General features: G+C 44.3%; 22 protein-coding genes. 11 read left to right on the top strand and 11 right to left on the bottom strand.

Annotated features, from left to right (window positions below; genetic code table 11):
• Positions 1-108: 108 nt before the first annotated feature.
• On the top strand, positions 109-1605 hold the full coding sequence (locus JMX70_RS12165; protein ID WP_201592439.1) for an alanine/glycine:cation symporter family protein: 1497 nt from the start codon (positions 109-111) through the stop codon (positions 1603-1605).
• 108 nt (positions 1606-1713) lie between these two features.
• Here the strand turns inward: JMX70_RS12165 and JMX70_RS12160 are convergent, their stop codons facing one another.
• Positions 1714-3351 (bottom strand): electron transfer flavoprotein-ubiquinone oxidoreductase, encoded by a 1638-nt coding sequence (locus tag JMX70_RS12160; RefSeq protein WP_201592485.1) that lies wholly within the window; start codon positions 3349-3351, stop codon positions 1714-1716.
• A gap of 677 nt (positions 3352-4028) precedes the next feature.
• Between JMX70_RS12160 and JMX70_RS12155 the strand changes: the two genes are divergently transcribed.
• The 4 genes from JMX70_RS12155 to JMX70_RS12140 all read left to right on the top strand — a co-directional run bounded on the left by JMX70_RS12155 (position 4029) and on the right by JMX70_RS12140 (position 7539).
• The gene (locus tag JMX70_RS12155) at positions 4029-4763 is read left to right on the top strand and encodes a DUF1285 domain-containing protein (protein WP_406947881.1); all 735 of its coding nucleotides are present in this window, start codon (positions 4029-4031) and stop codon (positions 4761-4763) included.
• 44 nt (positions 4764-4807) lie between these two features.
• Complete coding sequence (gene murI, locus JMX70_RS12150) at positions 4808-5812, top strand: glutamate racemase (protein ID WP_200663460.1); 1005 nt, start codon at positions 4808-4810, stop codon at positions 5810-5812.
• Between the two features lie 227 nt (positions 5813-6039).
• Positions 6040-7068 (top strand): DUF4062 domain-containing protein, encoded by a 1029-nt coding sequence (locus tag JMX70_RS12145; protein WP_227671265.1) that lies wholly within the window; start codon positions 6040-6042, stop codon positions 7066-7068.
• Between the two features lie 174 nt (positions 7069-7242).
• Positions 7243-7539 carry a hypothetical protein gene (locus JMX70_RS12140; protein ID WP_068406968.1) on the top strand — a complete coding sequence of 99 codons (297 nt, stop codon included), beginning with the start codon at positions 7243-7245 and terminating at the stop codon, positions 7537-7539.
• Positions 7540-7694: 155 nt separating this feature from the next.
• On the opposite strand, the gene JMX70_RS12135 is transcribed toward JMX70_RS12140, so the two are convergent.
• The 3 genes from JMX70_RS12135 to msrA all read right to left on the bottom strand — a co-directional run bounded on the left by JMX70_RS12135 (position 7695) and on the right by msrA (position 10714).
• Complete coding sequence (locus JMX70_RS12135) at positions 7695-9188, bottom strand: lytic murein transglycosylase (RefSeq protein WP_201592433.1); 1494 nt, start codon at positions 9186-9188, stop codon at positions 7695-7697.
• 217 nt (positions 9189-9405) lie between these two features.
• Positions 9406-10071: a thiopurine S-methyltransferase gene (gene tmpT, locus JMX70_RS12130; RefSeq protein WP_201592431.1), complete on the bottom strand. Its 666-nt coding sequence runs from the start codon at positions 10069-10071 to the stop codon at positions 9406-9408.
• 121 nt (positions 10072-10192) lie between these two features.
• The gene (gene msrA / locus JMX70_RS12125) at positions 10193-10714 is read right to left on the bottom strand and encodes a peptide-methionine (S)-S-oxide reductase MsrA (protein ID WP_144298101.1); all 522 of its coding nucleotides are present in this window, start codon (positions 10712-10714) and stop codon (positions 10193-10195) included.
• Positions 10715-10999: 285 nt separating this feature from the next.
• On the opposite strand from msrA, the gene cmoA reads away from it, so the two are divergent.
• Positions 11000-11803: a carboxy-S-adenosyl-L-methionine synthase CmoA gene (cmoA, locus tag JMX70_RS12120; protein WP_201592429.1), complete on the top strand. Its 804-nt coding sequence runs from the start codon at positions 11000-11002 to the stop codon at positions 11801-11803.
• 83 nt (positions 11804-11886) lie between these two features.
• The gene (cmoB, locus tag JMX70_RS12115; RefSeq protein WP_201592418.1) at positions 11887-12918 is read left to right on the top strand and encodes a tRNA 5-methoxyuridine(34)/uridine 5-oxyacetic acid(34) synthase CmoB; all 1032 of its coding nucleotides are present in this window, start codon (positions 11887-11889) and stop codon (positions 12916-12918) included.
• 35 nt (positions 12919-12953) lie between these two features.
• On the opposite strand, the gene JMX70_RS12110 is transcribed toward cmoB, so the two are convergent.
• Entirely contained in the window at positions 12954-13172 is a 219-nt protein-coding gene (locus JMX70_RS12110) for a DUF2788 domain-containing protein (RefSeq protein WP_068406984.1), read from the bottom strand.
• Between the two features lie 383 nt (positions 13173-13555).
• Between JMX70_RS12110 and argS the strand changes: the two genes are divergently transcribed.
• The 3 genes from argS to JMX70_RS12095 all read left to right on the top strand — a co-directional run bounded on the left by argS (position 13556) and on the right by JMX70_RS12095 (position 17556).
• Complete coding sequence (argS, locus tag JMX70_RS12105; RefSeq protein ID WP_200663472.1) at positions 13556-15385, top strand: arginine--tRNA ligase; 1830 nt, start codon at positions 13556-13558, stop codon at positions 15383-15385.
• Between the two features lie 138 nt (positions 15386-15523).
• Positions 15524-16357, top strand: a complete 834-nt coding sequence (locus JMX70_RS12100; RefSeq protein WP_201592416.1) for an SPOR domain-containing protein — start codon at positions 15524-15526, stop codon at positions 16355-16357.
• A 101-nt stretch (positions 16358-16458) separates the two neighbouring features.
• Positions 16459-17556, top strand: a complete 1098-nt coding sequence (locus JMX70_RS12095; protein WP_265089136.1) for a PTS transporter subunit IIC — start codon at positions 16459-16461, stop codon at positions 17554-17556.
• A 126-nt stretch (positions 17557-17682) separates the two neighbouring features.
• Here the strand turns inward: JMX70_RS12095 and JMX70_RS12090 are convergent, their stop codons facing one another.
• The 6 genes from JMX70_RS12090 to rdgB form a co-directional block, all read right to left on the bottom strand.
• Positions 17683-18660, bottom strand: coding sequence for a c-type cytochrome (locus JMX70_RS12090; protein WP_201592414.1), 978 nt, complete (start codon positions 18658-18660; stop codon positions 17683-17685).
• A gap of 516 nt (positions 18661-19176) precedes the next feature.
• Positions 19177-20214: an SDR family NAD(P)-dependent oxidoreductase gene (locus tag JMX70_RS12085; RefSeq protein ID WP_201592411.1), complete on the bottom strand. Its 1038-nt coding sequence runs from the start codon at positions 20212-20214 to the stop codon at positions 19177-19179.
• Between the two features lie 260 nt (positions 20215-20474).
• Positions 20475-21749 (bottom strand): ATP-dependent protease ATP-binding subunit ClpX, encoded by a 1275-nt coding sequence (clpX, locus tag JMX70_RS12080; protein ID WP_068407781.1) that lies wholly within the window; start codon positions 21747-21749, stop codon positions 20475-20477.
• 166 nt (positions 21750-21915) lie between these two features.
• Positions 21916-22593 (bottom strand): ATP-dependent Clp endopeptidase proteolytic subunit ClpP, encoded by a 678-nt coding sequence (clpP, locus tag JMX70_RS12075; protein WP_406947880.1) that lies wholly within the window; start codon positions 22591-22593, stop codon positions 21916-21918.
• A gap of 626 nt (positions 22594-23219) precedes the next feature.
• The gene (tig, locus tag JMX70_RS12070) at positions 23220-24557 is read right to left on the bottom strand and encodes a trigger factor (RefSeq protein WP_201592400.1); all 1338 of its coding nucleotides are present in this window, start codon (positions 24555-24557) and stop codon (positions 23220-23222) included.
• A gap of 383 nt (positions 24558-24940) precedes the next feature.
• Positions 24941-25609, bottom strand: coding sequence for an RdgB/HAM1 family non-canonical purine NTP pyrophosphatase (rdgB, locus tag JMX70_RS12065; RefSeq protein WP_227671264.1), 669 nt, complete (start codon positions 25607-25609; stop codon positions 24941-24943).
• Positions 25610-26037: 428 nt separating this feature from the next.
• Between rdgB and JMX70_RS12060 the strand changes: the two genes are divergently transcribed.
• On the top strand, positions 26038-26667 hold the full coding sequence (locus JMX70_RS12060; RefSeq protein ID WP_201592395.1) for a superoxide dismutase: 630 nt from the start codon (positions 26038-26040) through the stop codon (positions 26665-26667).
• Positions 26668-26705: the final 38 nt, after the last annotated feature.

Here is a 26705-nt window from a genome sequence, read left to right as displayed (position 1 = left end):
TATCTTGTTAGCAGGCATTTTTAGCAAGGTTGTTGGCTATTTTAATCGATTAAATGAATTTTTAGATAAAAATAAGCAAAATTTATACAGCGTAAGTGAGGAGTTCTTATGAATGAAGGCATAGCAGGTTGGTTTAATAGCATCGTTAACTACGGTGTTAGTATTATTTGGGGTAATAATGATTGGTTAATCGCCAGCAATCCTTGGTATGGATTGTTGATGTTTGTGTTGATTGGGGCTGGTCTATATTTCACCGTTGCTACGCGTTTTATTCAGTTTCGTCACTTTGGTCATATGTGGCAATTATTACGGGTGTCAAACCAAGGCCGTAAAGATGGTGGTATCAGCTCGTTTGAGGCGCTGATGACGTCTTTAGCGGCGCGTGTCGGTACCGGTAATCTGGCAGGGGTAGCGATCGCTATCTATCTTGGTGGACCGGGCGCAGTATTTTGGATGTGGATGACGGCGCTCGTCGGTATGTCGACCAGTTTTATCGAGTCAACCTTAGCCCAAGCCTATAAAGTGCCGCATAATGACAATGTTTACCGCGGTGGACCGGCTTACTATATCGAAAAAGGTTTGGGCAAGCGCTGGCTGGCGATATTTTTCTCGCTTTGTTTGCTGGTTGCGTTTGGTTTGGCGTTTAATGGCGTGCAGTCGAATACGATTGCGCAGGCGACCAATGAAGCGTTTGGTGTTCCAACGTGGATGACAGGGTTAATACTGGTCGCGCTCGTCGCCCCAGTGGTATTTGGCGGACTACGCTCGGTTGCACGTATTGCAGGTAAAATCGTGCCAGTCATGGCGATTCTTTATATCTTGTTGGCGCTTTATATTATTATCACCAACTTTAGCGAATTCCCAGCGGCGGTTGCCTTGATTGTAAAATCGGCCTTTGGCTTTGAGCAGGCAGCGGGCGGTGTGATTGGTTATGGTATTGCGCAAGCAATGATTAACGGTATCAAGCGTGGTTTGTTTTCGAACGAAGCGGGTATGGGCTCAGCGCCCAATGCCGCAGCGACGGCAAAAAGCCATCCTGACCATCCAGCGGTGCAAGGCTTTATGCAAATGCTCGGTGTCTTTATGGATACGCTGGTTATCTGTACGGCAACCGCGGCGATTATTATACTTTCAGGGGTCGTCGATCCAAATGTCGAACAAGAAGGTATTCAATTAACCCAGTTGGCACTGTCGCAGTATGTGGGCGATATGGGCGTAGTTTTTGTCGCGATTGCAATTTTCTTCTTTTCGTTTACCTCTATCATTGCCAACTACAGCTATGGCGAGTCCAATCTTGAATTTATCTCTGGTGAAAAAAATGCCAAAGTCATGATTATGATTTTCCGTTTTATGGTTTTAGGCATGGTATTTGTTGGTGCTATTGCTAGCTTACCTGCTATTTGGAACTTCGCTGACTTATCAATGGGTCTCATGGCACTCGTCAACTTGATAGCGATTTTAATCTTGTCGCCAGTGGCGCTTAGAATTTTGCGTGATTATGAAAGACAAATCAAAGAAGGCAAAACCGGCGAGCAAATCAAATTTGACCCCGATGATTTTGTGAAACTAAAAGATGAAGCCAACCGTGATGCGTGGACTGATTAGATCTTTTTGGTAAGCTAAAAAGTTATGCTGTCGAAGCTATAAATATAAAAAAACCGCCCTTATATTAAGAGCGGTTTTTTATTAAGCCATAATTATATCAAACATGATTTACATGTTTGGATAGTTAGGACCGCCGCCGCCTTCTGGCGTTACCCAAGTAATGTTCTGTGACGGGTCTTTGATATCACAGGTCTTACAATGCACACAGTTTTGCGCATTGATAACAAACTTAGCACCTTCGGCATCTTTCACCACCTCGTAAACGCCAGCTGGGCAGTACAGACGCGCAGGCTCAGCATACAGCGGTAAGTTAATTGAAACAGGCACCGTAGGATCGGTGAGTTTCAGATGCGTCGGTTGGTCTTCAGCGTGGTTGGTGTTGGAGATAAAGACTGATGACAGCTTATCAAATATCAGCTTACCATCTGGCTTAGGATAGGTTGGCTGATAAGCATGCGCCGCACGCTCTAGCTGATCATAATCTCTCTTATTATCATGAATGGTCAAAGGCATTTTACCGCCAAGCAAATTTTGCTCGATAAAGGTAAAGGCGCCGCCCATCCATTGACCCATACGGTGCATGGCTGGGGCAAAGTTACGCGCTTCGTAGTTGTCTTGATACAGCCATGATTCTTTATACATGGTGCTATAGGCAACCACGTCGTCATACTCACGGCCTGCTTGTAACGCTTCAAAAATCGCTTCAGCCGCCAACATACCTGACTTCATTGAGGTGTGCGTACCTTTGATTTTGGCAGGGTTTAAGAAGCCTGCCTCATCACCGACCAACACGCCACCTGGGAAGGTGAATTTTGGTAAGGAGTTTAAGCCGCCTTTGGTCAACGCACGCGCGCCGTATGACAGGCGTTTGCCGCCTTCTAAGACGTTGCGAATGACTGGATGCAGTTTTAAGCGCTGCATCTCATCAAACGGTGACATATAAGGGTTTGAGTACGATAGGTCGATGACCATACCAAAGCTGACTTGGTTGTTTTCATCGAAGTACAACCACCAACCGCCAGATGAGCCGGTATCCGTTAATGGCCAACCTGAACCATGCATGACCACGCCTTGCTCGTGCTTCTCTGGGCTGACTTCCCATAGCTCTTTTAGACCGATACCATAATGCTGAGGGTCTGAGTCTTTATCAAGCGCGAAACGGCTGATGAGGCGCTTGCCCAAATGTCCACGGCAACCTTCGGCAAAGATGGTATATTTACCTAGCAGCTCGTAACCTGGCTCAAAGCTCGGCTTGGCTTCACCATTGGCAGCCACGCCCATGTCGCCGGTCAAAACCCCTCTTACCGAACCGTCATCATTATATAAAATCTCATCGGCAGCAAAGCCTGGGAACATCATGACTTCAAGCTCTTCTGCTTGCTCAGCTAACCAGCGAACGACGTTGCCCAATGAGACAATGTAGTTACCTTCATTGTGCATGCTGGCAGGTACGATAGAATCAGGGAGCTTGGTTGCTTTGGTCGCAGAACCAAGCATATAAACGCGGTCTTCAATGGCAGGTACGTTTAGTGGCGCGCCTTTTTCTTTCCAATCTGGTATCAGCTCGTTTAAGGCGCGCGGCTCAATAACCGCACCAGATAAGGTGTGCGCACCAAACTCTGAGCCTTTTTCGACCACACAAACCATAAATTCTTCATTGCCCGCTGCAAGAGCAAGCTGACGCAGACGAATGGCCGCTGATAAACCCGCTGGGCCGCCGCCGACGATGATGACATCAAATTCCATTGATTCACGTTCGATTTCAGGCTCAGTAGTTTCTGGTTCTACGGCTGGCTCGGGCGTTGCTTCTGTTGCAGTAGTGGCTTCTACTGGCTCAGCGGCAACTTCTGTCGCCTCAGTTGCAGCGCTTTCTTCAGTAGTGGCGACTTCTTCTACGGCTACATCAGTATGTGCGATGTCGCTATTTACAGTGTCGTTACTGACAGTGTCATTATTAACAACGTCGTTGCTAACAGTGTCATTATCAACAACAGGCTTTTGATTGTCTTGCTCTTGCATACCTACTCCTAAACTTTTAGTGGCTTATCTCAGGGCATCATTAGCTTAACAATTGAATAATAAAGCTTGCGGCGCTAACGTTACTCAGACATATGGCTGCCCGATAAGAACTGTCTTTGCGGCATCAATTGACGACGTTAAGCGTACAAAGATTGACGTAAAATCTAGCACCCATAACGTAAAATGTGTTGTTAATTCAACACCCACTGAACCATTGCAAATAAATAATCGTTACTCATTATAAAAGAAAAGTCCTACAAACACGATACGCATTTCTGGGTATCAATGTTAAGGTAAGAGGGAAATAATGGGGGTACAATGACGATAGGCTTTCATCATACCCGAAACAAAAATTTATAGTAATAATAGATGCGCCAAACTTTGATTACTACATAAAGGATTTTATGATGAATGACGATAATAAAAACGACAATTCTAATGATAAAGATAGCCTCAAAGTCACGAATGACAAGGTGTCTGCGCCAAATGGTATGGATGCTTTGAGTCAGTATTTTAAGTCAGCGCCAAGTATACGCGAAGGGCGCGCTATACCGCCGCTTGAGAACTGGCATCCTGAGCAAGTAACGGACATGGATCTAACCATCAAAGCCAACGGCGAGTGGTGGCACGAAGGCGGGCACATGACCCGTCAGTCATTAGTCAGTTTGTTTGCCACTATTTTGTGGAAAGAAGAAAATAATGGCGCGGTTGAGTATTTTTTAAAGACACCGGTACAAAAACTGCGTATCCACGTAGAAGATGCGCCGTTACTGATTAACGATGTTGGTATCGTTGAAGAACAAGGTGAAAGCTGGCTAGAATTTACGACCACCACCGGTGATGTAGTTCGTTTAGATGATGAACATCCGATTAGTTTGCGTGCTTATACAATGAAAGACTCTGATGACAATAGCCATTCTGACAAAAGTAAGAATAAAGAAGATAATAAAAGTACAGAAAGCTCTACGCAAATTCGTCCTTATATGATGGTACGAAACGGCTTGGAAGCATTGATTGGACGTAACGCTTTTTATCATTTAACAGAAATTGGTGAATTGACAGAGCGTGAAGGTGAGACGATACTAACGCTGCAAAGTGGTGATAACGCTTATACGTTATCAATGCCATCAGATTCATAATAGACTATATTTAATACTTATATAAGAACGGCGGTAAGAAAGCAATGAAGGTTGCCGTAAAAGCAGTGCCTGATAATACAAGCCTTGATATTATTGATAGCCTTGAGACGCACAAAACCACATTTATTAATGATAGTTTTAAAACGCTTAAAGCAGATGATAGCGTGATAAATAACGCGCTTAAAAAGGAACGCAGTGCGCCAATCGGCTTGTTCGATTCGGGCGTCGGCGGCTTGTCGGTCTATCTACATCTGGCTCAGCAATTACCGCATGAGCGTTACGTTTATTATGCCGATACCTTGCATGTACCGTATGGCAATCGTGATAGTGAAGACATTAAAGCCTTAACGCTCGCTGCAGTGGCATGGCTATACCAACAAGGCTGCAAGCTTATCGTCATCGCCTGTAATAGTGCTTCGGCGTATGCGTTAGAGACTGCCAGACGCTATTATCCGCAGCTGCTTATTGTTGGTCTGGTGCCTGCTTTAAAACCTGCGGTATTGGCCAGCAAAACTCATCACGTAGCCGTATTGGCAACGAAAGCGACGTTAAACGGTGCGCTACTAAATGACGTCATTACGAATGTTGCCATTCCTCATGCCACCAGAGTCTCCAAATACTTTGACCCAAACTTAGTCCCTTGGGTTGAGTCAGGTATGCCTAAAGACAGCAAAACGGCTCAGGATTTACGCCTGCAATTGCAGCAATTTTCGCAAGATGGCGTCGATCAGTTGGTATTAGGCTGTACCCATTATCCATTTTTTAAAGCGTTTTTACGCCAAGAAATTACTCAGCAGCAGTTAGCGCTACATATTGTCGATTCGGGGCATGCAATCGCTGAGCGCGTTAAGCAGCTATTGATAGCAGAACAGTTGTTAGCATTACCCGTTAAGGTATCAGCTAATGAAGCGTTAAATGGCCTAGCGACCGCTATAGATATACCGCCGGCTTTGACTTTTTATGCGACTAAGTATGATAAACAGCTCGGCGCTGTAGTGCGACGTTTATTGGGTAAACAGTCTCGTATACAGTATATTCTTTCGCCTTAAGCCCTTTTGTTTTAGTCTAATAGGGTTTTTTGCCTGTGCAATAGTGAAGTAGCTGTTATAATCCCGCAATATATTAGTGGAATTAGCAATAAATTAAACGTATTCGCGTAATATAATGCTAGGCTAGTATTTGCCAAACAGAATATTAGACAGGCTCTGATGCTATCGCTTTTCGATAACAATCGAGATAACTTTCATTTATATGACTAATAAGTTTAGAGGTGATTGTGTCAAACCGTCGCTATCATATTCACGTCATATGCGCTGACAACGACCAACTGTTGGTTTTAGACAGTGTGGCGATGTTTTTCCAAGGCCGCGCATTTTTAACCTATGACGTTTCTAGCAAATTACCCAAAGCGGCGTTATATGGTCGCCAGTGTATCGATGCTTGCGATTATGCGCTGATGATAATCGGTGATAGCTATGGCACGGCGCAAAATACTGGTGTCAGTCAAATGCATTTGAGCTATCTCAATGCCAAAGCCAAGCTCAAACCCTTGTTAATATTGGTCAAAAGTCATCATAACGAGGTCAATATCAGTCGGCAGCTGCAAGAATTCACCAACATGGTGACCAAAAAAGCCGATAAGATTTATTACTATGAAACAGAAAATGATATCGAGCAGCTACTCATTCAGGCCTTCTATAAAATGGTCGCCAATCATGAAGTAGGGGACGGCTGGGTAAGAGTGAGCGACGAGCTGATGAAAGCCAATAAATCGGCACTGGCCGAAGAAACGGCCACGAGCTTTTCTACCAAGAAAGCCGAAATTACCCAATCTCGCCCTGCTGTTACCGATCATTTAGCAGCCGATAGTGTCAGCAAGCCACTGGTGCTGACAGACACTTTTGAGATTCAGTACAAAGCCCAAGCCTATGAAGGCGGTAATTTAACCGACGTCACCCGCCCTATGACTTTATCGTGGCAAGAAGTGCTCATCGCCTTAATAAAAATACCGGCTACCTTTTCAAGCTATGGTTTACAGAGCGCCATTAATCGCTTAATCGCAGTCAAAGCTGAAACAGATATCAAAAATGACATGCCAAATGTTCACGCGGTGGCACGTTGTCAGATTTATCAAGATGACTTAAACCAATTACAGCGGCAGTTGGTGGCGGCTAACTGGATTCAACTCACCACCTATGGCACGCGCGTGTCACAAGAGCTTTGGAAACTCACCTTTTATGCGAAGAGCTTATTGACAGGCACTGACGCCAACACTCCTAGTGCGCCAACTTTACCGCTTAGCTAGGGCAAATGCTCTCTGCTCTATTTATAATTTTATGGATAAAAAATCCATTTATAAATCCGGCGCTTACCCTTTGTAATACAAAGCATACGTCTCTGTAGTTGTGAAGCTGAGCAATACCCGTAATAATAAGCGTATAAATACATAATAATGCTTAATAATTAGGGAGAACGAACAATGAGTGATGCCAAAAAAAATTTAAATAGTGAACTAACCAGCTTAGAAGAAACCATGCTTGAAGCCGACCAGTTTCGTACGCTCGAAGAACAAGTCGCCGATATGAAGCGCCGCGGCATCGACCCAACCCAAGCCTATAAGGACTTGGATAGAAAGGAAGAAGATGCTGATTGGGGTGATGCGACGTGGAAAGAAAACGGTAAATGGAAACCAAAAACGCCTGCGGATTTAGATGATAAAGCCCGCGAAAATTGGGATGGCGATAATGGTAAACCAAATCCGCCACCTGTTATCTAGTAGGTATTATTTAACAAAATAATGGAACATTGACCGTATTTTTTCAGTTTATTCAATTCATTTAATAAAAAAGCCACGCTCATTTGCGTGGCTTTTTTATTAGTCGCTAATACATGCTTGTAGATACTAAATAATTCATTCTTTAGCTTAGCTAATTATGAACCTTCATCGACACGTACAAGCTTTATCGTACCATCAGGACTGGTAACACGGCGATAGCGCGTATTGCCCGATGAGGTTGATGGTCTAACGGTTGGCTGTGCAGACGGCTGTGCCGAGTAATGATTAGAGTTTGAGCTGCCAGTTTGCTGTTGAATCAATTGCCCCATACGGTCTGCAGGCGCAGGGTTTAAGGGACGGCTGTTTGCGGGTTGTCCGTACGGATTGCCATATTGGGAAGTGCTTGCAGCACTATTGCCAACGATGGCGCGATAAAATTTTTGTCCGGCGCGTCCATCGGCTGGAAAGATGCCATGGCTTGATTGATATTGCTGAATCGCCGCACGCGTATTATCACCAATGATACCGTCCACTTCGCCAATATCGTAGCCTGCATTTAATAATGCTTGCTGGATATCTTTAGATTGCTGACGGCTAATACCAGGGTCGTCCGTCGGCCAGGCAGTGACAAAGTCGGTTTTGCTGCTGTCTTCACGCGCGATTAAGTCTGATAAGTGGGCAATCGCTAAAGCATAATTTTCTGAAGCGTTATACGAATAAAACGTGTCGAAGTTTTTACCCACCAAGAATGCTGGGCCATCAGTGCCGGCTGGTAATAATAAACCTGCGCTGCCCAAGGTAGAAGGCAGAGGGCTGCCGTTCGCCAATGTCAGCCCTTGATTGCGCCAATGGCTGATAGATTTTTTGTCTTTACGGTTTGATGCGCCCCAAAAACCACTCGGCAGTTTGACTTCATAACCCCATGGCTCGCCGGTACGGTAACCACGTTTGTCCAAAAAGTTGGCAGTAGAGGCGAGCGCATCAGGGACGCTATTAACTAAGTCGCGGCGGCCATCACCATCGAAATCGACAGCCAGTTCTAAAAAGGTACTTGGCATAAACTGCGTTTGCCCAAATGCACCTGCCCATGAGCCGGTCATATCACTAGGTGCAATATCGCCATTTTGGACGATTTTTAGCGCATTGGCATATTCTCCTTGGAAATAGCTTTGACGACGATCAAAACATGACAGCGTCGCTAAAGACTCAAACAAGGGTTTTTTACCCAATGTCTGACCAAAGTTTGACTCCACGCCCCATACGCCCAGTACATGCTCGGCTTTGACCCCATAGCGCGATTCAATGCGGCGCAAGGTATCTGCCCATTGGTGCTTTGCGCGAATACCATCTTCGACCCGCTCTTTATCTACCAACGATGATAGATAATCCCAAACGTCTTTTTGAAATTCAGGCTGGTAATTGAGTGACTGAATCACACTAGGATCAGGCTGGCTTGGACGATAATTATTAAACGTATAGCTATCGACGCCGCGGAATTTACTAGAGTTTTTTAAACCATCTAAGCACTGCTGAAACTGGCTATTAGATAAGTCTGGTGCGGGTGGTTTAGCCGCTTGCGCAGTATTGGCAAAGCTGAGGCCAACCGCGATGCTAAGTAGTGATAACGTAGAGGTCGAAGAAAAACGCATGGAAATATCCTATAAACATCGAAATAGTCATTGAAAGAGAACAAAGCTGTATTAAGCAGTATGAACTTAGAGTAACCAATCTCAATAGTAAAGAAAAGGTATCGAAGCACTCAGTTACTATAAATTGACGTGAGCGTGAGGTTAAGAGAGGGTTTGGCTATCCTGTTGAAGCAAGCTTTAGCGCTTTTTCGTGGTTTAGCTCCAATGAATAAGTTGATTAAGAATTTAATAACCAAACCTGTTCAGTTACGGCTAGCTCAGATGCCGCATTAAGGGTTGATGACTGGTTTTCAAGCTCGATAATTTTATAGTCGGTATCATAATACTGCTGTAACTGCTGCTGACTAATCGAAAAAGGCGGGCCGTCTTTTTTACTTTGGTCATAGTTTAGGGTGATTAATAGTTGTGGCGCATGATTGCTAAGTTTGACTATTTGCGCACTATAATCAGCACGCATCGTTGCTGGAAAGGCTATCAATGCTGCTCTATCATAAACGGCATTAATCTCGCCTATATCTGTGGCGCTCAGGGCAAAAATATCTGCTGCCCATAAAGTAATGGTTTGCCCAGCTAGCTGACCCTGATAGCGTTTTAAAATGGCGTTAGCAGTAGCGCTCGTAAATTCAGTAATAGTTGGAATAACCTTTTGCTCAGCAAAGAACGCTTGCACAGCCGTTTCCACCAGCTCGACGCCAACGACGTCGTAGCCTGCGTGCGCAAGCCATACCATATCAACCGATTTACCGCATAAAGGTACCAAGACTTGGCTGCCGATGGGCACTGCCAGTTCAGAAAAATACTCGGTTAGTTGAGGATTGATGTTAGACTTATGAAAGCCAATACGGCCATCTTGCCAGCGCTGTTGCCAAAATTTAGAATCCATACCTTTATTCCTAACCTATATATACTTTAGATGTCTGATATTATCATACCGCTAAACGCAATAAAAAAGCCAAGCGTCTTAACCCTTGGCTTTGATAGCGTATAAAACTTACGTTACTTGTTTAATGCACCATATACTCACTAAATTCTTTGCGTAGTTTGGCAAGTTTTGGCGGAATAGCAAAGTTACAATAGGCTTGACCCGGGTTTCTATTATAGAAATCTTGATGGGCGTCTTCAGCTTTGTAAAATTCCATAGCAGGATGGACTTCTGTCACCACATTAAGGCCCATGTCACGTAATTTGTTAATAGTACGGTCGACCGTTGGTTTTTGCGCCTCATCGGTATAAAAAACCACGCTGCGGTATTGGCTGCCGACATCATTGCCTTGACGATCCATGGTGGTGGGATCATGCGTGGCAAAAAACACATCAAGAACCACTTCTAATGGTACGATAGACTCATCAAATTCAACCTTGATTACTTCAACGTGTCCGGTATCACCGCCACAGACCGCTTCATAGTTAGCAGAAACGGCATCGCCTCCCATATAGCCTGACACCACAGATTGCACGCCTTTTACGGATAAAAATACTGATTCGGTGCACCAAAAGCAGCCACCGCCTAAGATAATGGTTTGCATAATTGTTCCTATTATTATAGCTGTTGTCATAGAGATGCGCTAAGGTTTTTATTTAGTTGCAATATCTCATCTTTCAATACTAATTTTATGTCTCAATATTGCCTTTATAAAGAATTAGCGTTACCTATTTAGCTTAGCAGGGCAGTTGCTCGCCATAAGTAACAAACAGTAATGTTATAATGGGCTTTTGCTATCTTTAAAGCACTGAGCAATTCACCATTTAATTAATATTTTATTTTTAAAGAATCAAAGTTTCATTATTAAAAAACGAACCACTATCAAAAAATGAGCAACCTCATGAGCCAAACTAAGCCTACTAACCTGACTAATAACACCGTAAAGCACGATACCTTATTTACCACGCCACTCGATAAAGCGGCGCGTTTTTCTTTTGATGAGCAAGTGGTGGCGTGTTTTCCTGATATGATTCGCCGTAGTGTACCCGGTTATGGTCAAGTGCTGGCGATGTTGCCGATATTCGCTCGTCGTCACTGTAAATACCGCCAGCAAGATGATAGCGGCCAGCGTGTCAGCCGTGTCTATGATTTGGGCTGCTCACTGGGTGCAGCAAGTATGGCGTTGGCAGGCGAGTTTGAGCCGCAAGATTTACAGATGAAGGCGATTGATATCTCACCCGCGATGACCAATGAGGCGAGCACGTTATTAACGGAGAATTATCCCGCGCATAACATCGAGGTTATCACCGCCGATATTCGTGATGTCGAGCTTGAGCCATGCGATATGGTCATTCTGAATCTGACGCTACAGTTTTTGCCCGCTGCCGATAGAGTGACAGTGCTTGAGAAAATTTATGCCGCATTAAGTGAAGGGGGTATTTTGGTATTGACCGAAAAAACCCATGCTTTTGATGAGCAGTATGATGCGTGGTTGGTTGAGCGTTATTATGATTTTAAACGCGCCAATGGTTATACCGAGATGGAAATCAGCGGCAAACGCAATGCGTTAGAGAACGTTTTGATTACCGATACCTTGGATGAGCATCATACGCGTCTAGCGCAAGTTGGCTTTGAGCGTCATTTGACGTGGTTTCAATTTTTAAACTTTGTCTCTATTGTGGCCTTTAAATAATATTTAAACGCGATAGTAATAACGGCTCGACTTTTAATGTAAATTTTTACTCTATCTTTTTACCAACATGGCAATCTGTTTTTATGCTTAATGACACCATCACCCATGCTGAACGCGAATTATATTTAACCTTGCTGTCACTGGCGCAGCAGCAGCCAAGCGCTTATGAGTGGCTCACGCGCTTGCCGACGTGGCTTAATGCTATCAAAGATAAAGCCAATTACGCGCACGCGCCTGCTTACCAAGCGTCGGTAGCACGTTTGCCAACAGTAGCGGTTGATAAGGTAGATTTGGATAGTGATGTGTTAACGATTGCCGCCAATCTCAGCGACTCTGAGCGCAAACAAACCTTAGCGCTACTAAAGCAGCTAATGCCGTGGCGCAAAGGGCCTTTTCAGATTGGTGGTCAGATTGGCGATGATGAGTCAGGTATTAAGATTGATACCGAATGGCGTAGCGATTGGAAATGGCAAAGGGTCGCGCCGCATTTAGGCACGTTAAAAGGACGACGAATATTAGATGTGGGCGGTGGCTCGGGTTATCACGGTTGGCGGATGGCAGGTGCGGGCGCAGAGACGGTCATCATTATTGACCCGTCGTGCTTGTTTTATCATCAATTTATGGCTATTCGTCATTTTGTCGGCGCCGCTGATCATTATAAAACGCATTATATTCCCGTACCGCTTGAGGCCTTGCCGGAGCATAGCCAGCTATTTGATACCGTATTTAGTATGGGTGTGCTCTATCATCGCCAGTCGCCGTTTGAGCATTTACAACAGCTAAAAGGTCAGTTGGTCAAAGGTGGCGAGCTGGTGCTTGAAACCTTGGTTATCGATGGCGATGCCAATACTGTCCTTGTACCGCACGACCGCTACGCACAGATGAATAATGTCTATTTTTTGCCATCGGTTGAGGCGCTCACTGGTTGGCTAGAAAAAGCGGGGTTTAGCGAGGTACGCTGCGTCGATGTAGCGGTTACATCGACTGAGGAGCAGCGCAAAACCGAATGGATGACGTATCATTCCTTGGCGGATTTTTTAGATCCTAGTGATGCCAGTAAAACCATCGAAGGGTATCCGGCGCCGAAACGGGCAACCTTAATTGCAAAAAAATAGCGCTGGTTAGTTTGCGGTTGGCAAAGGGAGGTCGGTTAAATAAACCAACGTTTAAATGCCATCTCTATCAATACTTTGAGGATAAAACCAATAAAGCCTGCACCTAACGCTAAAAACATCCAAAAAGTACCAGCGCGTCCAGCGTTAGACTGTTTTGATAAATCCCAAATAATAAAGAATAAGAAAGCAATAAAAATGGGCAATAAAATATACATGCCCCAACTGGTGACGGTACTAGAAGCAATAGCAAACATGGTTTTATCCTGTCAATGAAAGTGTAAAGTGCTGCGTTTTCTATGGTCTGTTTTTATATATGGTTATAAATGGCATCAGCATTTATAGCAGTAATAGATTAATGTTGCCATTATAACGCGGAATGAGGTTGCTATAAATGTTTCACCAACGTCAGACAACAGTAACGCTACAATCCGCCTAAATAGACTTGTATTGGCAGCCTATAATAGCCGTTACCTTGTCACTTGCGCATATCTAGTATAATAGCGGTGATTTTAATGCTATTTTTGGTTCAAATAGTGCAATAGCAGCTAAAGGTTGTTATATTTATAGGTTACTTATTTTTTCTGCCTTATCTTATATTACCCCAATTTTTTGTTCATTTATCTGAGTTTATAGTCCTATGTCACAAGCCCAAATCGATACGCTCGCCTCACTGTTTGACAGTGCCATTAAAGTCCTAAAAACGAACGGCGAACTACCGGCTGATTGGCAAAACAACAGCCAAATTACGCGGACTAAAGATACCAGTCATGGTGACTTTGCGAGCAATATCGCCCTAACGGCTGCCAAAGCTGCGAAAGCCAATCCGCGCCAGCTTGCTGAAAAAATCGTTAATGCCTTGCCTGAAAATCAAAATATTCGTCAAGTAGAAATCGCAGGCCCCGGTTTTATCAACGTCTTTTTAAATACTGAAGCCAAATTTGCGGTGTTAGAAGATATCTTTAAGTTGCAAGAACGCTTTGGTTTAAGCAAGCAGTTTAAAGGTCAAAAAATCCAAGTTGAATTTGTCTCGGCCAACCCTACGTCTAGCTTACACGTCGGTCATGGACGCGGCGCTGCTTTTGGAATGAGCGTGGCAAATTTGCTTGAAGCCATTGGTTATGACGTCACGCGTGAGTATTATGTCAATGACGCCGGACGCCAAATGGACATTTTAGCGACCAGTACTTATTTGCGTTATCTAGAGGCCAACGGCGAGGCAGTCACCTTCCCAGTCAATGGCTATCAAGGCGATTATGTCAGTGATATCGCGCAAACGCTAAAAACCCAGCATGGCGACAGCTACGTTCATAGTTTTGCTGATATTGCAAAGGACGTAGCAGCAGATGCGCAGTTTGAAATAAATAATGATGGCGAAAAAGTACTGCTATCAGGCGATAAAGAAGCCCATATCGATGGTTTGATTGCCAATAGCAAAGCCTTGCTTGGCGCCGGTTATGAGCTGTTTTTAAATGCAGCATTGAGCAGTATTTTGGCTGATATCAAAGACGACTTAAATGACTTTGGTGTCCGTTATGAGTGCTGGTTTAGCGAAAGATCCATCGATAGCGAGATTGAGCCTGTTTTACAAATCCTTGATGAAAAAGGCTATTTATACGAAAAAGACGGCAATATCTGGTTTAAATCGACTGATTTTGGCGATGAAAAAGATCGCGTTGTGCGCCGTGCCAATGGTCAAAGCACCTATTTTGCCTCTGATATTGCTTATCATAAAAACAAGTTCGATCGCGGTTTTGATAAAGTCATTAATGTTTGGGGCGCTGACCATCATGGTTATGTGCCGCGCGTAAAAGCGGCATTGACGGCGCTTGGTATCGATGCCGACCGCCTTGATGTGGTATTGGTACAGTTTGTTGCCTTATGGCGCGGTAGTGAAAAAGTGCAAATGTCATCGCGCTCGGGCAAATTTGTCACCTTACGTGAGCTGCGCCATGAAGTCGGTAACGATGCTGCGCGTTTTTATTACGTCGCTCGTAAGCCTGAAGTGCACGTCGATTTTGACTTGGAGCTGGCCAAATCGCAAAGTAAAGACAACTTGGTTTACTACATTCAGTATGCGCATGCCCGGGTTTGCCGTGTGTTAGAAAAACTAGAAACCAGTGGTCTGCAAGTAGACGATATTACTGGCGCTGAAAAGCAAGCGTTACTAGTCGCACCAAGTGAAGAAGAATTGATTAAGTTACTTGCCGCTTATCCGTCAACCTTGCTACGCTCAGCGACAGGCTATGAACCGCATATCTTAACCAACTATCTAAAAGAGTTGGCGGCGTTATTTCATGGTTGGTATGATGGCAATCGCATCTTGCCGGTCAGCCTAACTTCAGGTGAAACGCCAAGCCAAGTTGAGATGGATTTGATGCAAGCGCGTTTACGCTTATCTAAAGCCGTGCGTCAAGTATTGGCCAATGGATTGAGCTTATTAGGCTTGTCTGCACCGTCTAGCATGTAGTATAAAGGAAGACGGCTGTAGCCATTATTTGATGATAATTCTTCAATTCTAATCTAATCGACAGTGCTGATTCGATAAAGACAATTCGATTACGATAACTCGACAACGACAGATAATTCAGTAGGGAGAACGAGATCCATGTTAGCCAAAAAACCAAAAGGTGCCACTGAAAAACGCAAAACCAGTAGTGTGTCAGGCTTATTATGGATGTTTGTTGGGGCAGTATTGACGCTCATGATTGGGGTGTTTTTATACCTTTCACCATTGTTTAATTTTAGTCCTGCGGGCAGCGAAGACGGTACCGATCCTGATAGACAAGTTCAGCAACGAGTCGATACCGACACCGACAATGGTGATTATGAGTTCTATGATATTTTGCCAAATCAAGAGATGGCGACCATCCCTGATGAAGACTTTGGTGAAGGCAGTAGTAGTAGCCAATCCGGTCAAATCACTGATTTTGAGCCAGATGTAGTCGTTAATCAGCCAGAAAACACCGCGCCAAGTAATAATGATGCGGGTAATTTTGGTATCTCTGAGAGCACTACGATTGAGCCTAGTCGTAGCAACAACGCGAATAATGCAGCAAATAGTAGTAATGACGACGATATTGTCATCGTCGAAGAAGATGCGACTTATGATGGTACGCCAGCTGCCAATAATACAGGCGCGGCTGCAAACAGAGCTAATACAGCGAACGCTAGCAATGCTAGCATTCAGCCAGCGAAGCCTGCGGCGACTTATATTTTGCAAATCAACAGCTTTGGTGATGCCGATGAAGCAGACCGTCGCCGTGCACAAGTGTTGATGGCTGGTGTCGATGCTAGAGTGGTGAAAAACACTACCAGTAATGGCCTGCCTATTTACCAGGTGATTTCACGCCCGATGAATAATCGTCAAGCGGTTGCCACCGCTCAGCAGCGCCTGCAAAATAACGGTATTGATTCTATTATCGTTGAGCAGCGCCGTTAAACCTAAAGCATTGATAAAGAAAGCGTCAGAGGACGCTTTTTTTATCCCTTTTTTTTGATATGTTTCTTAGCTCCTTTCCGCAAACTCAATATAAGAGCATCATGATGACTGTGACTCCTTCAGAAACTGCGCCCGTTGGTATGATGAAAGCTTTTTTTCAAAAGTATTTTATCGATGCTTTTACCGGCATGGCGTTAGGGTTGTTTGTGACCCTTATCGCTGGCCTTATCATCTCGCAAATTGGTGGTTGGTTAAGCCTGCCAGCCTTGGTAGCGGTCGGCAAGCTGGCGTCAGTATTAATGGGCGCAGGTATCGGTGTTGGTATCGCCTACTACCTCAAAGCACCAACTTTGGTGATGCTAAGCTGCTTGGTTGCAGGGATGCTTGGCGCGCATTCTGAAGCTTTGATGGCGGGCAATTTATTTATCGCGCAAGAGGCAGGTCCGGCAACTTTCGCTGCTGTGCCCGGTAATCCAATTGGTGCTTATTTGGCTTCAGTATTTGCTTATCGCGCTGGTACTTGGGTCGCTGGCAAGACCAAGCTCGATATTTTGCTGATACCGTTAGTGGTATGTACGGTGGCACTCATCGTCTGTGCGCTACTTAATCCTCCAGTCGTCGCTGCGGTCAACGCCATTGGTCAGGGTATTCAAGCAGCGACTGAATTACAGCCGCTTCTCATGGGTATCGTGATAGCAGTCGTCGTGGGTATTTTATTGACGCTACCGACCTCAAGCGCGGCTATCTGTATCGCTATTGGACTTGGCGGCTTAGCAGGTGGGGCAGCGGTAGTTGGCTGCGCGGCACATATGATTGGCTTTGCGGTGGCCAGTTTTAAAGACAACGGCGTCAGTGGTGTCATATCCCAAGGGCTGGGCACCAGTATGCTACAGATTCCTAATGTCCTTAAAAAACCGCTCGTACTATTGCCTGCTGTGATTGCCAGCGCCATCGTTGGTCCTATCGCAACCGTTGGCTTTGGGCTAGCTTGCACAGCAACTGGTGCTGGTATGGGCACGGCAGGACTGGTTGGGGTGTTTGGCGTCATTGAAGCATCACAAGAAATCATGAGCAGTGCTCAGTTGTGGACGGCGATTATCTTATTGATGTTTGTATTACCAGCGCTCATTGCTGGTGTGGTCGCTTACGTGATGCGTCGCCTTGGCTGGTTGGTCGATGGCGATATGAAATTGCCCTAAATGAATAGTAAGGCTAAAGCTAAAGCACGCCAATTTTCCTAACTATTTGTCTTAACTATCTATGATAAAAAAGCCCAGCTATTCAATAACTGGATTTTTTTATGGTCTAACTCATAAGTTTTTCAATTAACGACGCACATCTTTTGGTGCATCGCCATTTGGCCAATCTTTGTCTTTATTGGCTTTGACAGGGCGCGGCAAATGGGTAAAGTAGGCGGCAATATCGACCGCTTCTTGATCGCTTAGTGTATTGCCCTGACCGAACGGCATTTTACCTTTGATAAAGGCCGCGGCGGTATATGTACGCGCCATGCCTGCGCCATCATTAAAAGACTTGTCGCCTGCGACTGCTGGGTAAAGGTAAGTACCATCAGCATTGTATTGACCTTCGCCATCAGCACCGTGGCAAACGCTGCATTTTTCTGCAAACAGCTTTTTGCCGGTTTCAGGGTTTGGCTCTAACTCTTTATCCACTTTTACAAAACCGCGACCTTCAGGTGATACCCCAAATGGCATATCTTGCGACAACCAGCTCATATAAGACACCATCGCATTCATATTATCTGAATCAAGAACAAGTGCTTTACCATTCATCGAACGCTCAAAACAACCGTTAATATGCTCTTGTATGGTATCGACGCGACCTGCACGTGAGCGATAAATCGGATAGACGCTGGGCATATTGTTCCAAGGCGCGGCAGACGCTTCTGAGCCATTGCCTAGGTGACAGCTGGTACAGTTAAGCTGGTTACCAACGTTATTCGGCAGCTCTTTATAAGTATGGTTGGCAAGCTGTAGACCGCGCCGTACGGCAGCGCCATACTCATCATCTGGAATGGTCAATTCATCTGGCATCTTAATGGACGGCTTACCGCTTGCAGCATCAGCGCCGCCTACAGTTATATCATTGGCAGCAGGCATGTTACCTTTTAAGGCGTCTGCACGTGCCTCAAGATCCTTTACGCGTGCTAGGGCTGCTGCCTCTTCAACGCGATCAACTGCCTTAGTTTCACTACTATTATCACAACCTGTGAGAACGGTTGCACCAAGAGCAAAGATAGACGCTACTAAAATAGAAGACTTAGTGCGTAAAAACTTTCTCATTGGAATGTCATTATCTTAAAATATAATATATAAAAATCTATCGATGTGTCAATTTAGCAGCAATGATGGCAGCACTTATGCTGTGGTTTAGATAAAAACGACAGCATGACTTTGCGTATACGCTCCACTTTGTTCATCAAAAACTACGGGGTAATCAATCAGTAACATGATGGTATCAAATACAAATACGTAAAGTGATTTTAAATTGAAAATAAAACATAACGTGACAAACCAAGTTAAAGAAAGCTGAAGCGCAAACCAAAGTATCTATAGTGAGTGGGAAGTAATATCGCTACATTACGCACTGCTGATATCAATTTTTCTTACTTGCTTGCTGTGCCTGCGCAGACAGAGGCTACAAAAAATTGATATCAGCAATACCGTCGCGTTTTTAGGATATTTTGACTATATGTTGTTTTCTACTAAAAAAGCGCGTGAATAGCGAAGTATTCACGCGCTTTTTGCTAAGCATGTTTGTTTAATAGTTTAACTTATCGTCGTGTATTTGCCGCTATATTAATGAGTAGTTACCGCTTTACGGTTGGCACTTTTCGCGCGCTTTTTGCCTTTTAATTTACGCGATAATTTGTTGATATCATTGAGTACCTGACCATAACGAGACGGGAATACGCGCTGGACGGCATCCATCATTTTGGCATCGTTGCCAATCAAACAGCGTGGCTGGTTGGTGGCGGCGGCGTGTAAAATAATCCAAGCCGCTTTACTGGCATCGAATTTTAAGAATTTATTAAAGCTACGAATGGCTTTGCTACCGCTACGCATACCGAGGTCGCTGATACTGTCGTTACCGCGTGCGCTATTGGCAATATTGGTTTTGATACCGCCGGGATGCACAGAAGTTGCCGACACGCCGCAGCGCTGAATGTCTAGCTCTTGGCGCAAGCTTTCGGTAAAGCCGCGCACCGCAAATTTACTGGCGTTATAGGCAGATTGTGACGGCTGCGCGGTCAAACCAAACAGGCTTGAGATATTGATGATATGACCATGTTCGTTAAATTGGCGTGGCTTGCTGTCTTTTTTACCAGTATCAATTTCGCTTTCTTTGACGCTATTTTTAATTAGGGGTAAAAACGCCTTGGTGCCATAAACCACGCCCCAAAAATTGATATCCATTACCCATTCAAGCTCGCCAATACTGCTGCCTTCAACGGAAGAGTAGAGCGCCACGCCTGCATTATTAAAGATAAAATTCACTTTGCTATGTTCCGCCATCACGCTGTCCGCCCACGCTTCGACAGCTTTATTGTCCGAGACGTCGAGTACGGTAGTAGTAACTTTGACATCATAGCCGACCAGTAGCTCCTTGGTCTGCGCTAATTGTTCAGGATTGATATCCGATAACGCCAGATGGCAGCCCATTTTTGCTAAATGCAAGGCAAGCTCGCGCCCCATGCCAGAACCTGCGCCAGTGATAGCGGCGACATGATTGGCATAATAAGGGGTAATATCGTGGTCTTGCTGCGAGGGAAAAGGTAGATATTGGCGCAGTGAATTCGCTATAGTTGAGACATTGCTAGAAACGTGGTTAAGCATGATAAACAGTCCTTTGTATCATTGATTTGAAGAGTTTGTTGGTCGATAAGGATAACGTATAAAAGTCGCTTTACCTTAGCATGATTTGTCCCTTTGGCTGCTATCGATTGATAAACGCAGCTGTCATTTTTAGCCAGCCTATGATGATAAATCACAGACACAAAAAAGCGCCTGAATAACTATCAGACGCTTTTTAAATCAATAGCCTGTTAAGCATATAGCCCGTCAAACATGATGAAGCGCTTTTACCCAATCATCACTTATGCAATTTTAGGGGTTTTGCCTTCGTTAATCACTTGCTCGTCAACCAATACCGTTTTGGCATTTTTCATCGATGGCAGCTCGTACATGGTTTCAAGCAAAGCGTTTTCGACGATAGAGCGCAGACCACGAGCACCGGTTTTACGCTCCATAGCTTTTTTGGCAATCGCATCAAGCGCTTCTTTGGTAAACTCAATCTCAGCGCCTTCCATCTCAAACAGATATTTATACTGTTTTACCAATGCGTTTTTCGGTTCTGTCAAAATCTGTACCAAAGCTTCTTCATCAAGCTCTTGTAGCGCTGCAAGTACAGGCAGACGACCAATCAATTCAGGAATGAGACCAAATTTGATTAAATCTTCTGGCTCGACTTGCTGCAGCAAATCAGAGCTGCGGCGACTGTCATCTTTTGAGCTGACATCGGCGTTAAAACCAATACCGCCTTTTTCTGTTCGCTGCTGAATGACTTTATCAAGACCGGCAAACGCACCGCCAACGATAATCAAGATATTGCTGGTATCGACTTGGATCAGCTCTTGCTGTGGATGCTTACGACCACCATGTGGCGGGATAGCGGCAACCGTGCCTTCGATAAGTTTCAGCAACGCTTGCTGTACGCCTTCGCCCGACACGTCGCGAGTGATAGAAGGGTTGTCGCCTTTCTTACTGATTTTATCAATCTCATCAATATAGATGATGCCTTGCTCAGCTTTGCTAACATCATAGTCGGAGGCTTGCAAGAGCTTTTGCACGATGTTTTCAACGTCTTCACCGACATAACCGGCTTCCGTTAACGTCGTCGCATCTGCCATCGCAAACGGCACATCAAGTAAGCGTGCGAGTGTTTGCGCAAGCAAGGTCTTACCAGAACCCGTTGGGCCAATCAGCAAGATATTACTTTTTGCCAACTCAACCATGGCGTCATCAGCACCGATTTTGGCTTTTTTGCTATCTCTAGCCAACGTTTGGCTGACTTTTAGGCGTTTATAATGGTTATAAACTGCGACCGCTAAGGCTTTTTTCGCCGCATCTTGGCCGATGACATATTCATCAAGCTTGGCACGCAGCTCTTTTGGCGTTGGTAGTTTTTTATTGACCCAAGAGGTATCAATGTCGCTGTCGTCGTCGCCATCTTCGGCGCTATCAGCAATCAGGTCCGTACATAGCTCGATACATTCATTACAGATATTGGCGTCGTCAGCGGCAATCAGCTGCTTTACTTCACTTTTTTCTTTGCCGCAAAACGAACAATGCGGGGTGTTATCTTCTGCCATATACAGGCACTCCTAAAATTTAATGCTTATCAATGTTTTGATTATGGACATCAGCGCCAAAGCGTAGGGCAATGGATATATTCTCACTTACCTTAGCGCATTTAGGCCACTGATGTTTTAAAGTCTTTTAGACGTTTATTATCAAAGCTTATAAAGAAATTAAAGCTTATAAAGAATCAGGGCGACGCTCTAATACTTCGTCAACCAAGCCGTATTCTTTGGCCTCTTTAGCATCTAACCAATAGTCACGCTCAACGTCTTTTTCGATTTTTTCAACCGGTTGACCAGTACGCTCAGCCAAAATCTCGTTCAAGCGAGCACGGGTTTTTAGGATTTCACGCGCATTAATTTCGATATCGGTTGCTTGACCTTGCGCGCCGCCTGAAGGCTGATGAATCATCACGCGCGAGTTGGCTAGGGCATAACGTTTGCCTTTTTCGCCCGCTGCCAGTAAGAATGAGCCCATGCTATACGCGCCGCCCATACAAATGGTTGAGACTTCAGGTTTGATAAAGTTCATGGTATCAAAAATAGCCAAACCTGCACTGACTGAGCCGCCGGGCGAGTTGATATATAAATGAATGTCTTTATCAGGGTTTTCGGCTTCTAAAAATAATAGCTGCGCCACGATAAGATTGGCCATGTGGTCTTCAACTTGACCGGTCAAAAAGATAACACGCTCACGTAATAGGCGTGAGAAAATATCAAACGAGCGTTCACCGCGCGCTGATTGCTCAACCACCATAGGAACCAATGCGGCTTGAGTCGAGCTTTGTACATTGTCATGCGCACTCATCAACATATCAAAACGCGGGTTAGCAGTGATGCGATCATAATCTGTCATAAAGATGTCCTGTTTATAAGTCCATAAAATAAAAAATAGAAGCTAGCTGTTGGCTACATTGTTATTGATGATTATCATTGTAAACATTATCGCTTGGTAATAAAACCTACTAGAAAATAAAACCTATTCGCGCATACATTTTATTAAATTAATCCGGTGCCAAAATATACTCAATCAAGCAGATTGGCTATGCCTGCTAAAATAACCGCTAATAAATATTGGTCGCCGTTAGAAATAAGTGAGCCAATGGTAACTTTTTTATCACAGCAATAATAACGGTTTAATGTGACAAATGATAAACGACTCCCTATTAATAAGGCGTCTGTGCGCACTTATCAAGGGCAGCATGAATAATCTGTTTATAAAAAATGCTATATTCAAAATATTCTAAACACGCTACGGTATTGCTGACATCAATTTTTTGTAGTCTCTGTCTGCGCAGGCACAGCAAGCAAGAAAAATTGATATCAGCAGTGTGTGATGTATCAATAGTACTTTTCACTCACTATATTAAGAAAGTAGTTTATAACCAAGCAATAAAAATGCCCTAACAAATGTGTCAGGGCATTTTTATTGCTTGGTATTAAACCAGCCAATATCGACTGGCAAAACGCTAAATTACATTATTACATCGCTTGTTGCTGCTGAGCGGCTAGTAGGTCTTGGTAGCTCACTTCTTTGTCCGTTACTTTGCCTTGCTCGATTAGATAATCAACCACTTGGTCTTCTAGCACTACTGACTCAATGTTAGCGCGTTGCTGCTTGTCATTGGTGTAGTACTCGATGACTTCCGCTGGGTCTTCGTAGTTTTCAGCGGCTTCTTTGATAAAGCTTTCAACACGCTCTTGGTCGACTTCTAAGCCTTTGGTGTCGATAACGCGAGCAACGATGATGCCAAGACGGGCAGCACGTAGCGCTTGCTCTTCAAACAGCTCATTTGGCAGCATGTCTTTATCGAAGCTATCTGCATTGGCGCCGAACTGCTGAGAAAAACGTTGCATCATCATGTTGCGTTGACGATCGATTTCTTGCTCTAGCATAGCGTTTGGTACGTCAAACTCGTTCTTTTCTAATAGTGCGTCAAAGGTCGCTTGTTTTACTTGGCTACGCGCGGCATTTTTGATTTCGCGTTCCATGTTTTTACGTACGTCTTCTTTTAATTTCTCAACGCCGCCTTCTTTCACGCCGAATAGCTCTAGGAATTCTTCGTCGATTTCTGGAAGCTTTGATTTTTCAACCAATTTTACATTGATTTTAAATTGTGCTTCTTTACCAGCCAAGTTCTCAGCTTGGTAATCTTCTGGGAAGGTGACGTCGATGACTTTTTCTTCGCCCGCTTTCATACCTTTGATACCATCTTCAAAGCCTGGAATCATCTGATTGCTACCGATAACCAACTTGAAGTCTTCAGCAGAGCCGCCTTCGAATTTTTCGCCGTCGATTGAACCTTCAAAGTCAAAGGTCACTTGGTTGTCTTTGGCCGCTTTACCTTTTTTCTCAACGAACTCTTGACGCTGCTTTTGTAGGTTTTCGATCATGGTGTCAACGTCTTCGTCGCTGACGGTCGCTGTGTGACGCTCAACTTCGATTTCATCGATACCTTGGACATCGATTTCTGGGAAGATTTCAACAGTCGCTTGATAAACCAAGAAGTCGTCTTCAAGTTTGACGTCGTCGATGTTTGGCATGCCAACAGCACGGATATCTTCAGATTTGATCGCTTCAAATACGGTATCACGGATCACATCGTTGATGACTTCTTGCTGAATGCCGGCACCGTACTGTGAACGGATATGCGACATCGGTACTTTACCTTTACGGAAACCGTCAATCTTGGCGGTTTTCGCCACTTGGCTGATACGGCCTTCAACTTTGTTTTGAATTTTTTCAACGGGTACTTTAACCGTTAGCTGAGTTTCTTTGTTAGACAGCTTGTTGGTTGTGACTTGTAAATCTGTAGCCATGTTCGTTACACCTTTAGGATTAAATAGAAATAGACAACCAGGCTGCAAAATACGCGTGTGCTACTGGTTGCCGTTGGAATAAATAGGGGATATTGCTAGCGCGCGATTTCGCAATCTGTGAGCGTAGCAATCGCTGCCGACACAAAAATATGAAACGCTTTATTCTAAATAAACGCTCTCAGATATCAATATTAACTGCTAATCGCCCGCATAATAACGCTTTTTGCTCAATTATACAGACAAATAACGGCTTTCAACAAAATTTTAAAAGTAGAACAGTATAATCTATCTGTTTATTAAAGTAAAAATTATCTGTTTAATCGCCCCGTCGAGGATTTATAGGTTTAGCTATCATTGTAATAGCCTACTTATTATAAATACGCTTATAACGGCAATTGCGCCAATAACTGCTCAATGGCCTGACCACGATGACTGATGCTGTTTTTGTCCGCAGCGCTGAGACTTGCCGCCGTCGCTTGTAATTCTGGCAACCAAAACAGCGGGTCATAACCAAAACCACCATCACCATGTGGCGCATCTAAAATCTCGCCGTGCCATAAACCTTGGGCGATAATCGGTAGTGGGTCATCGGCATGACGCACCATGGCGAGTATACACACAAACATACCTTTGATAGGGGTATCTGGCTTGGCTGCACGAATAGGCTGCAAGTCAGCGATAAGCTTGGCGTTGTTTTTGGCGTCATTGCCATGCTCGTCGGCATAACGGGCAGAGTAGATACCGGGCGCATTGCCCAATACAGGCACACAAAGCCCTGAATCATCCGCAATCGCCGGTAGGCCACTTGCTCGGCTGGCATGCCGCGCTTTGATAATAGCGTTCTCAATGAAGCTCAAACCGTCCTCGATGGCATCATCGATATCAAGCTGACCTTGCGGGACAATCGTCACAGCCAAATCTGCCGCTGCAAATAAGCGTTTAAACTCACCAAGTTTGCCTTTATTATTACTGGCAAGCACCCATTGATTGGCGAGCTTTGTTTGCGTTAAATGCTCTTGTGGAGTAAGGTTTGCGCTGCTGGCTTGCGTCATATTTTTTGTCCGTCATTGATTCGCTAATACTGCTATATTCTAGGCTAGCATGAGCTAAATTACCAATTAGCATAACGAATCGTTGATTCATAACATTTGGTAACTGATATTTGTCACCACTCTTGCTATAATAGGCGACAAGCTACAGTGAATTATATCTTATAGCTTGTGAACTTTTAATTAATAATTCTTATAAATATTTATCATGGTTTTTGCCCATTATATATTTATAAGTTTATTAATGAATAAGTGATTCGCGCTTGAGATAATTTTAGCATGCAAGCCTTTTAGGTTTACCGCAATATGTTTAGCATATTGAGTAATGACTTTCACTAACAATAAACTAAGCCAATTTGGTCCAATAATTTATAGCGTTGATTTAAGCTATACCTAATACTAATGGCTAAACCAGCAAGGATAAAATAACTATGTCAAATATTACTTTACCAGACCTACCTTATGCAAAAGACGCGCTCGAGCCACATATCAGTGCTGAGACGCTAGAATACCATCATGACAAGCACCATGCCGCTTATGTAAACAAGCTAAATGAATTGCTCCCGGGTTCTGGTCTAGAAGACAAAACATTGCCAGAAATCATCGTAGCGACTGCGAAAGATGACAGCAAAAAAACCATGTTTAACCAAGCAGCGCAAGTATGGAACCATACGTTCTATTGGAACTGCATGACACCTGACAATGGTGGCGGCGAACCTACTGGTGATTTGAAAGCGAAAATCGAAGAAGATTTCGGTAGCTATGACAAATTCCGCGAAGAGTTCAAAAATGCAGCGACTTCACAGTTTGGTTCTGGTTGGGCTTGGCTAGTGGCTGATAAAGTCGGTGGCAAACTATCAATCGCTAAGACTGGTAACGCTGATAACCCATTGGCACATGGTCAAGTAGCAGTATTGACTTGTGACGTATGGGAACATGCGTACTACATCGATTATCGTAACCGTCGTCCTGACTATGTTGATACGTTCCTAGACAAGCTAGTGAACTGGGACTACGCAAATGCGAAATATAAAGGTCAAGATGCCGGTGTTGAAGAGTAATCTTTAACTTTTAAGCATTTGATTAATAAAAAAGGACG

The sequence above is a fragment of the Psychrobacter pulmonis genome (genome assembly GCF_904846465.1).
GTDB lineage: Bacteria > Pseudomonadota > Gammaproteobacteria > Pseudomonadales > Moraxellaceae > Psychrobacter > Psychrobacter faecalis.
The sequence above is the reverse complement of the archived record's forward strand: the minus strand, read 5'-3'. Positions and strand labels throughout refer to the sequence as shown.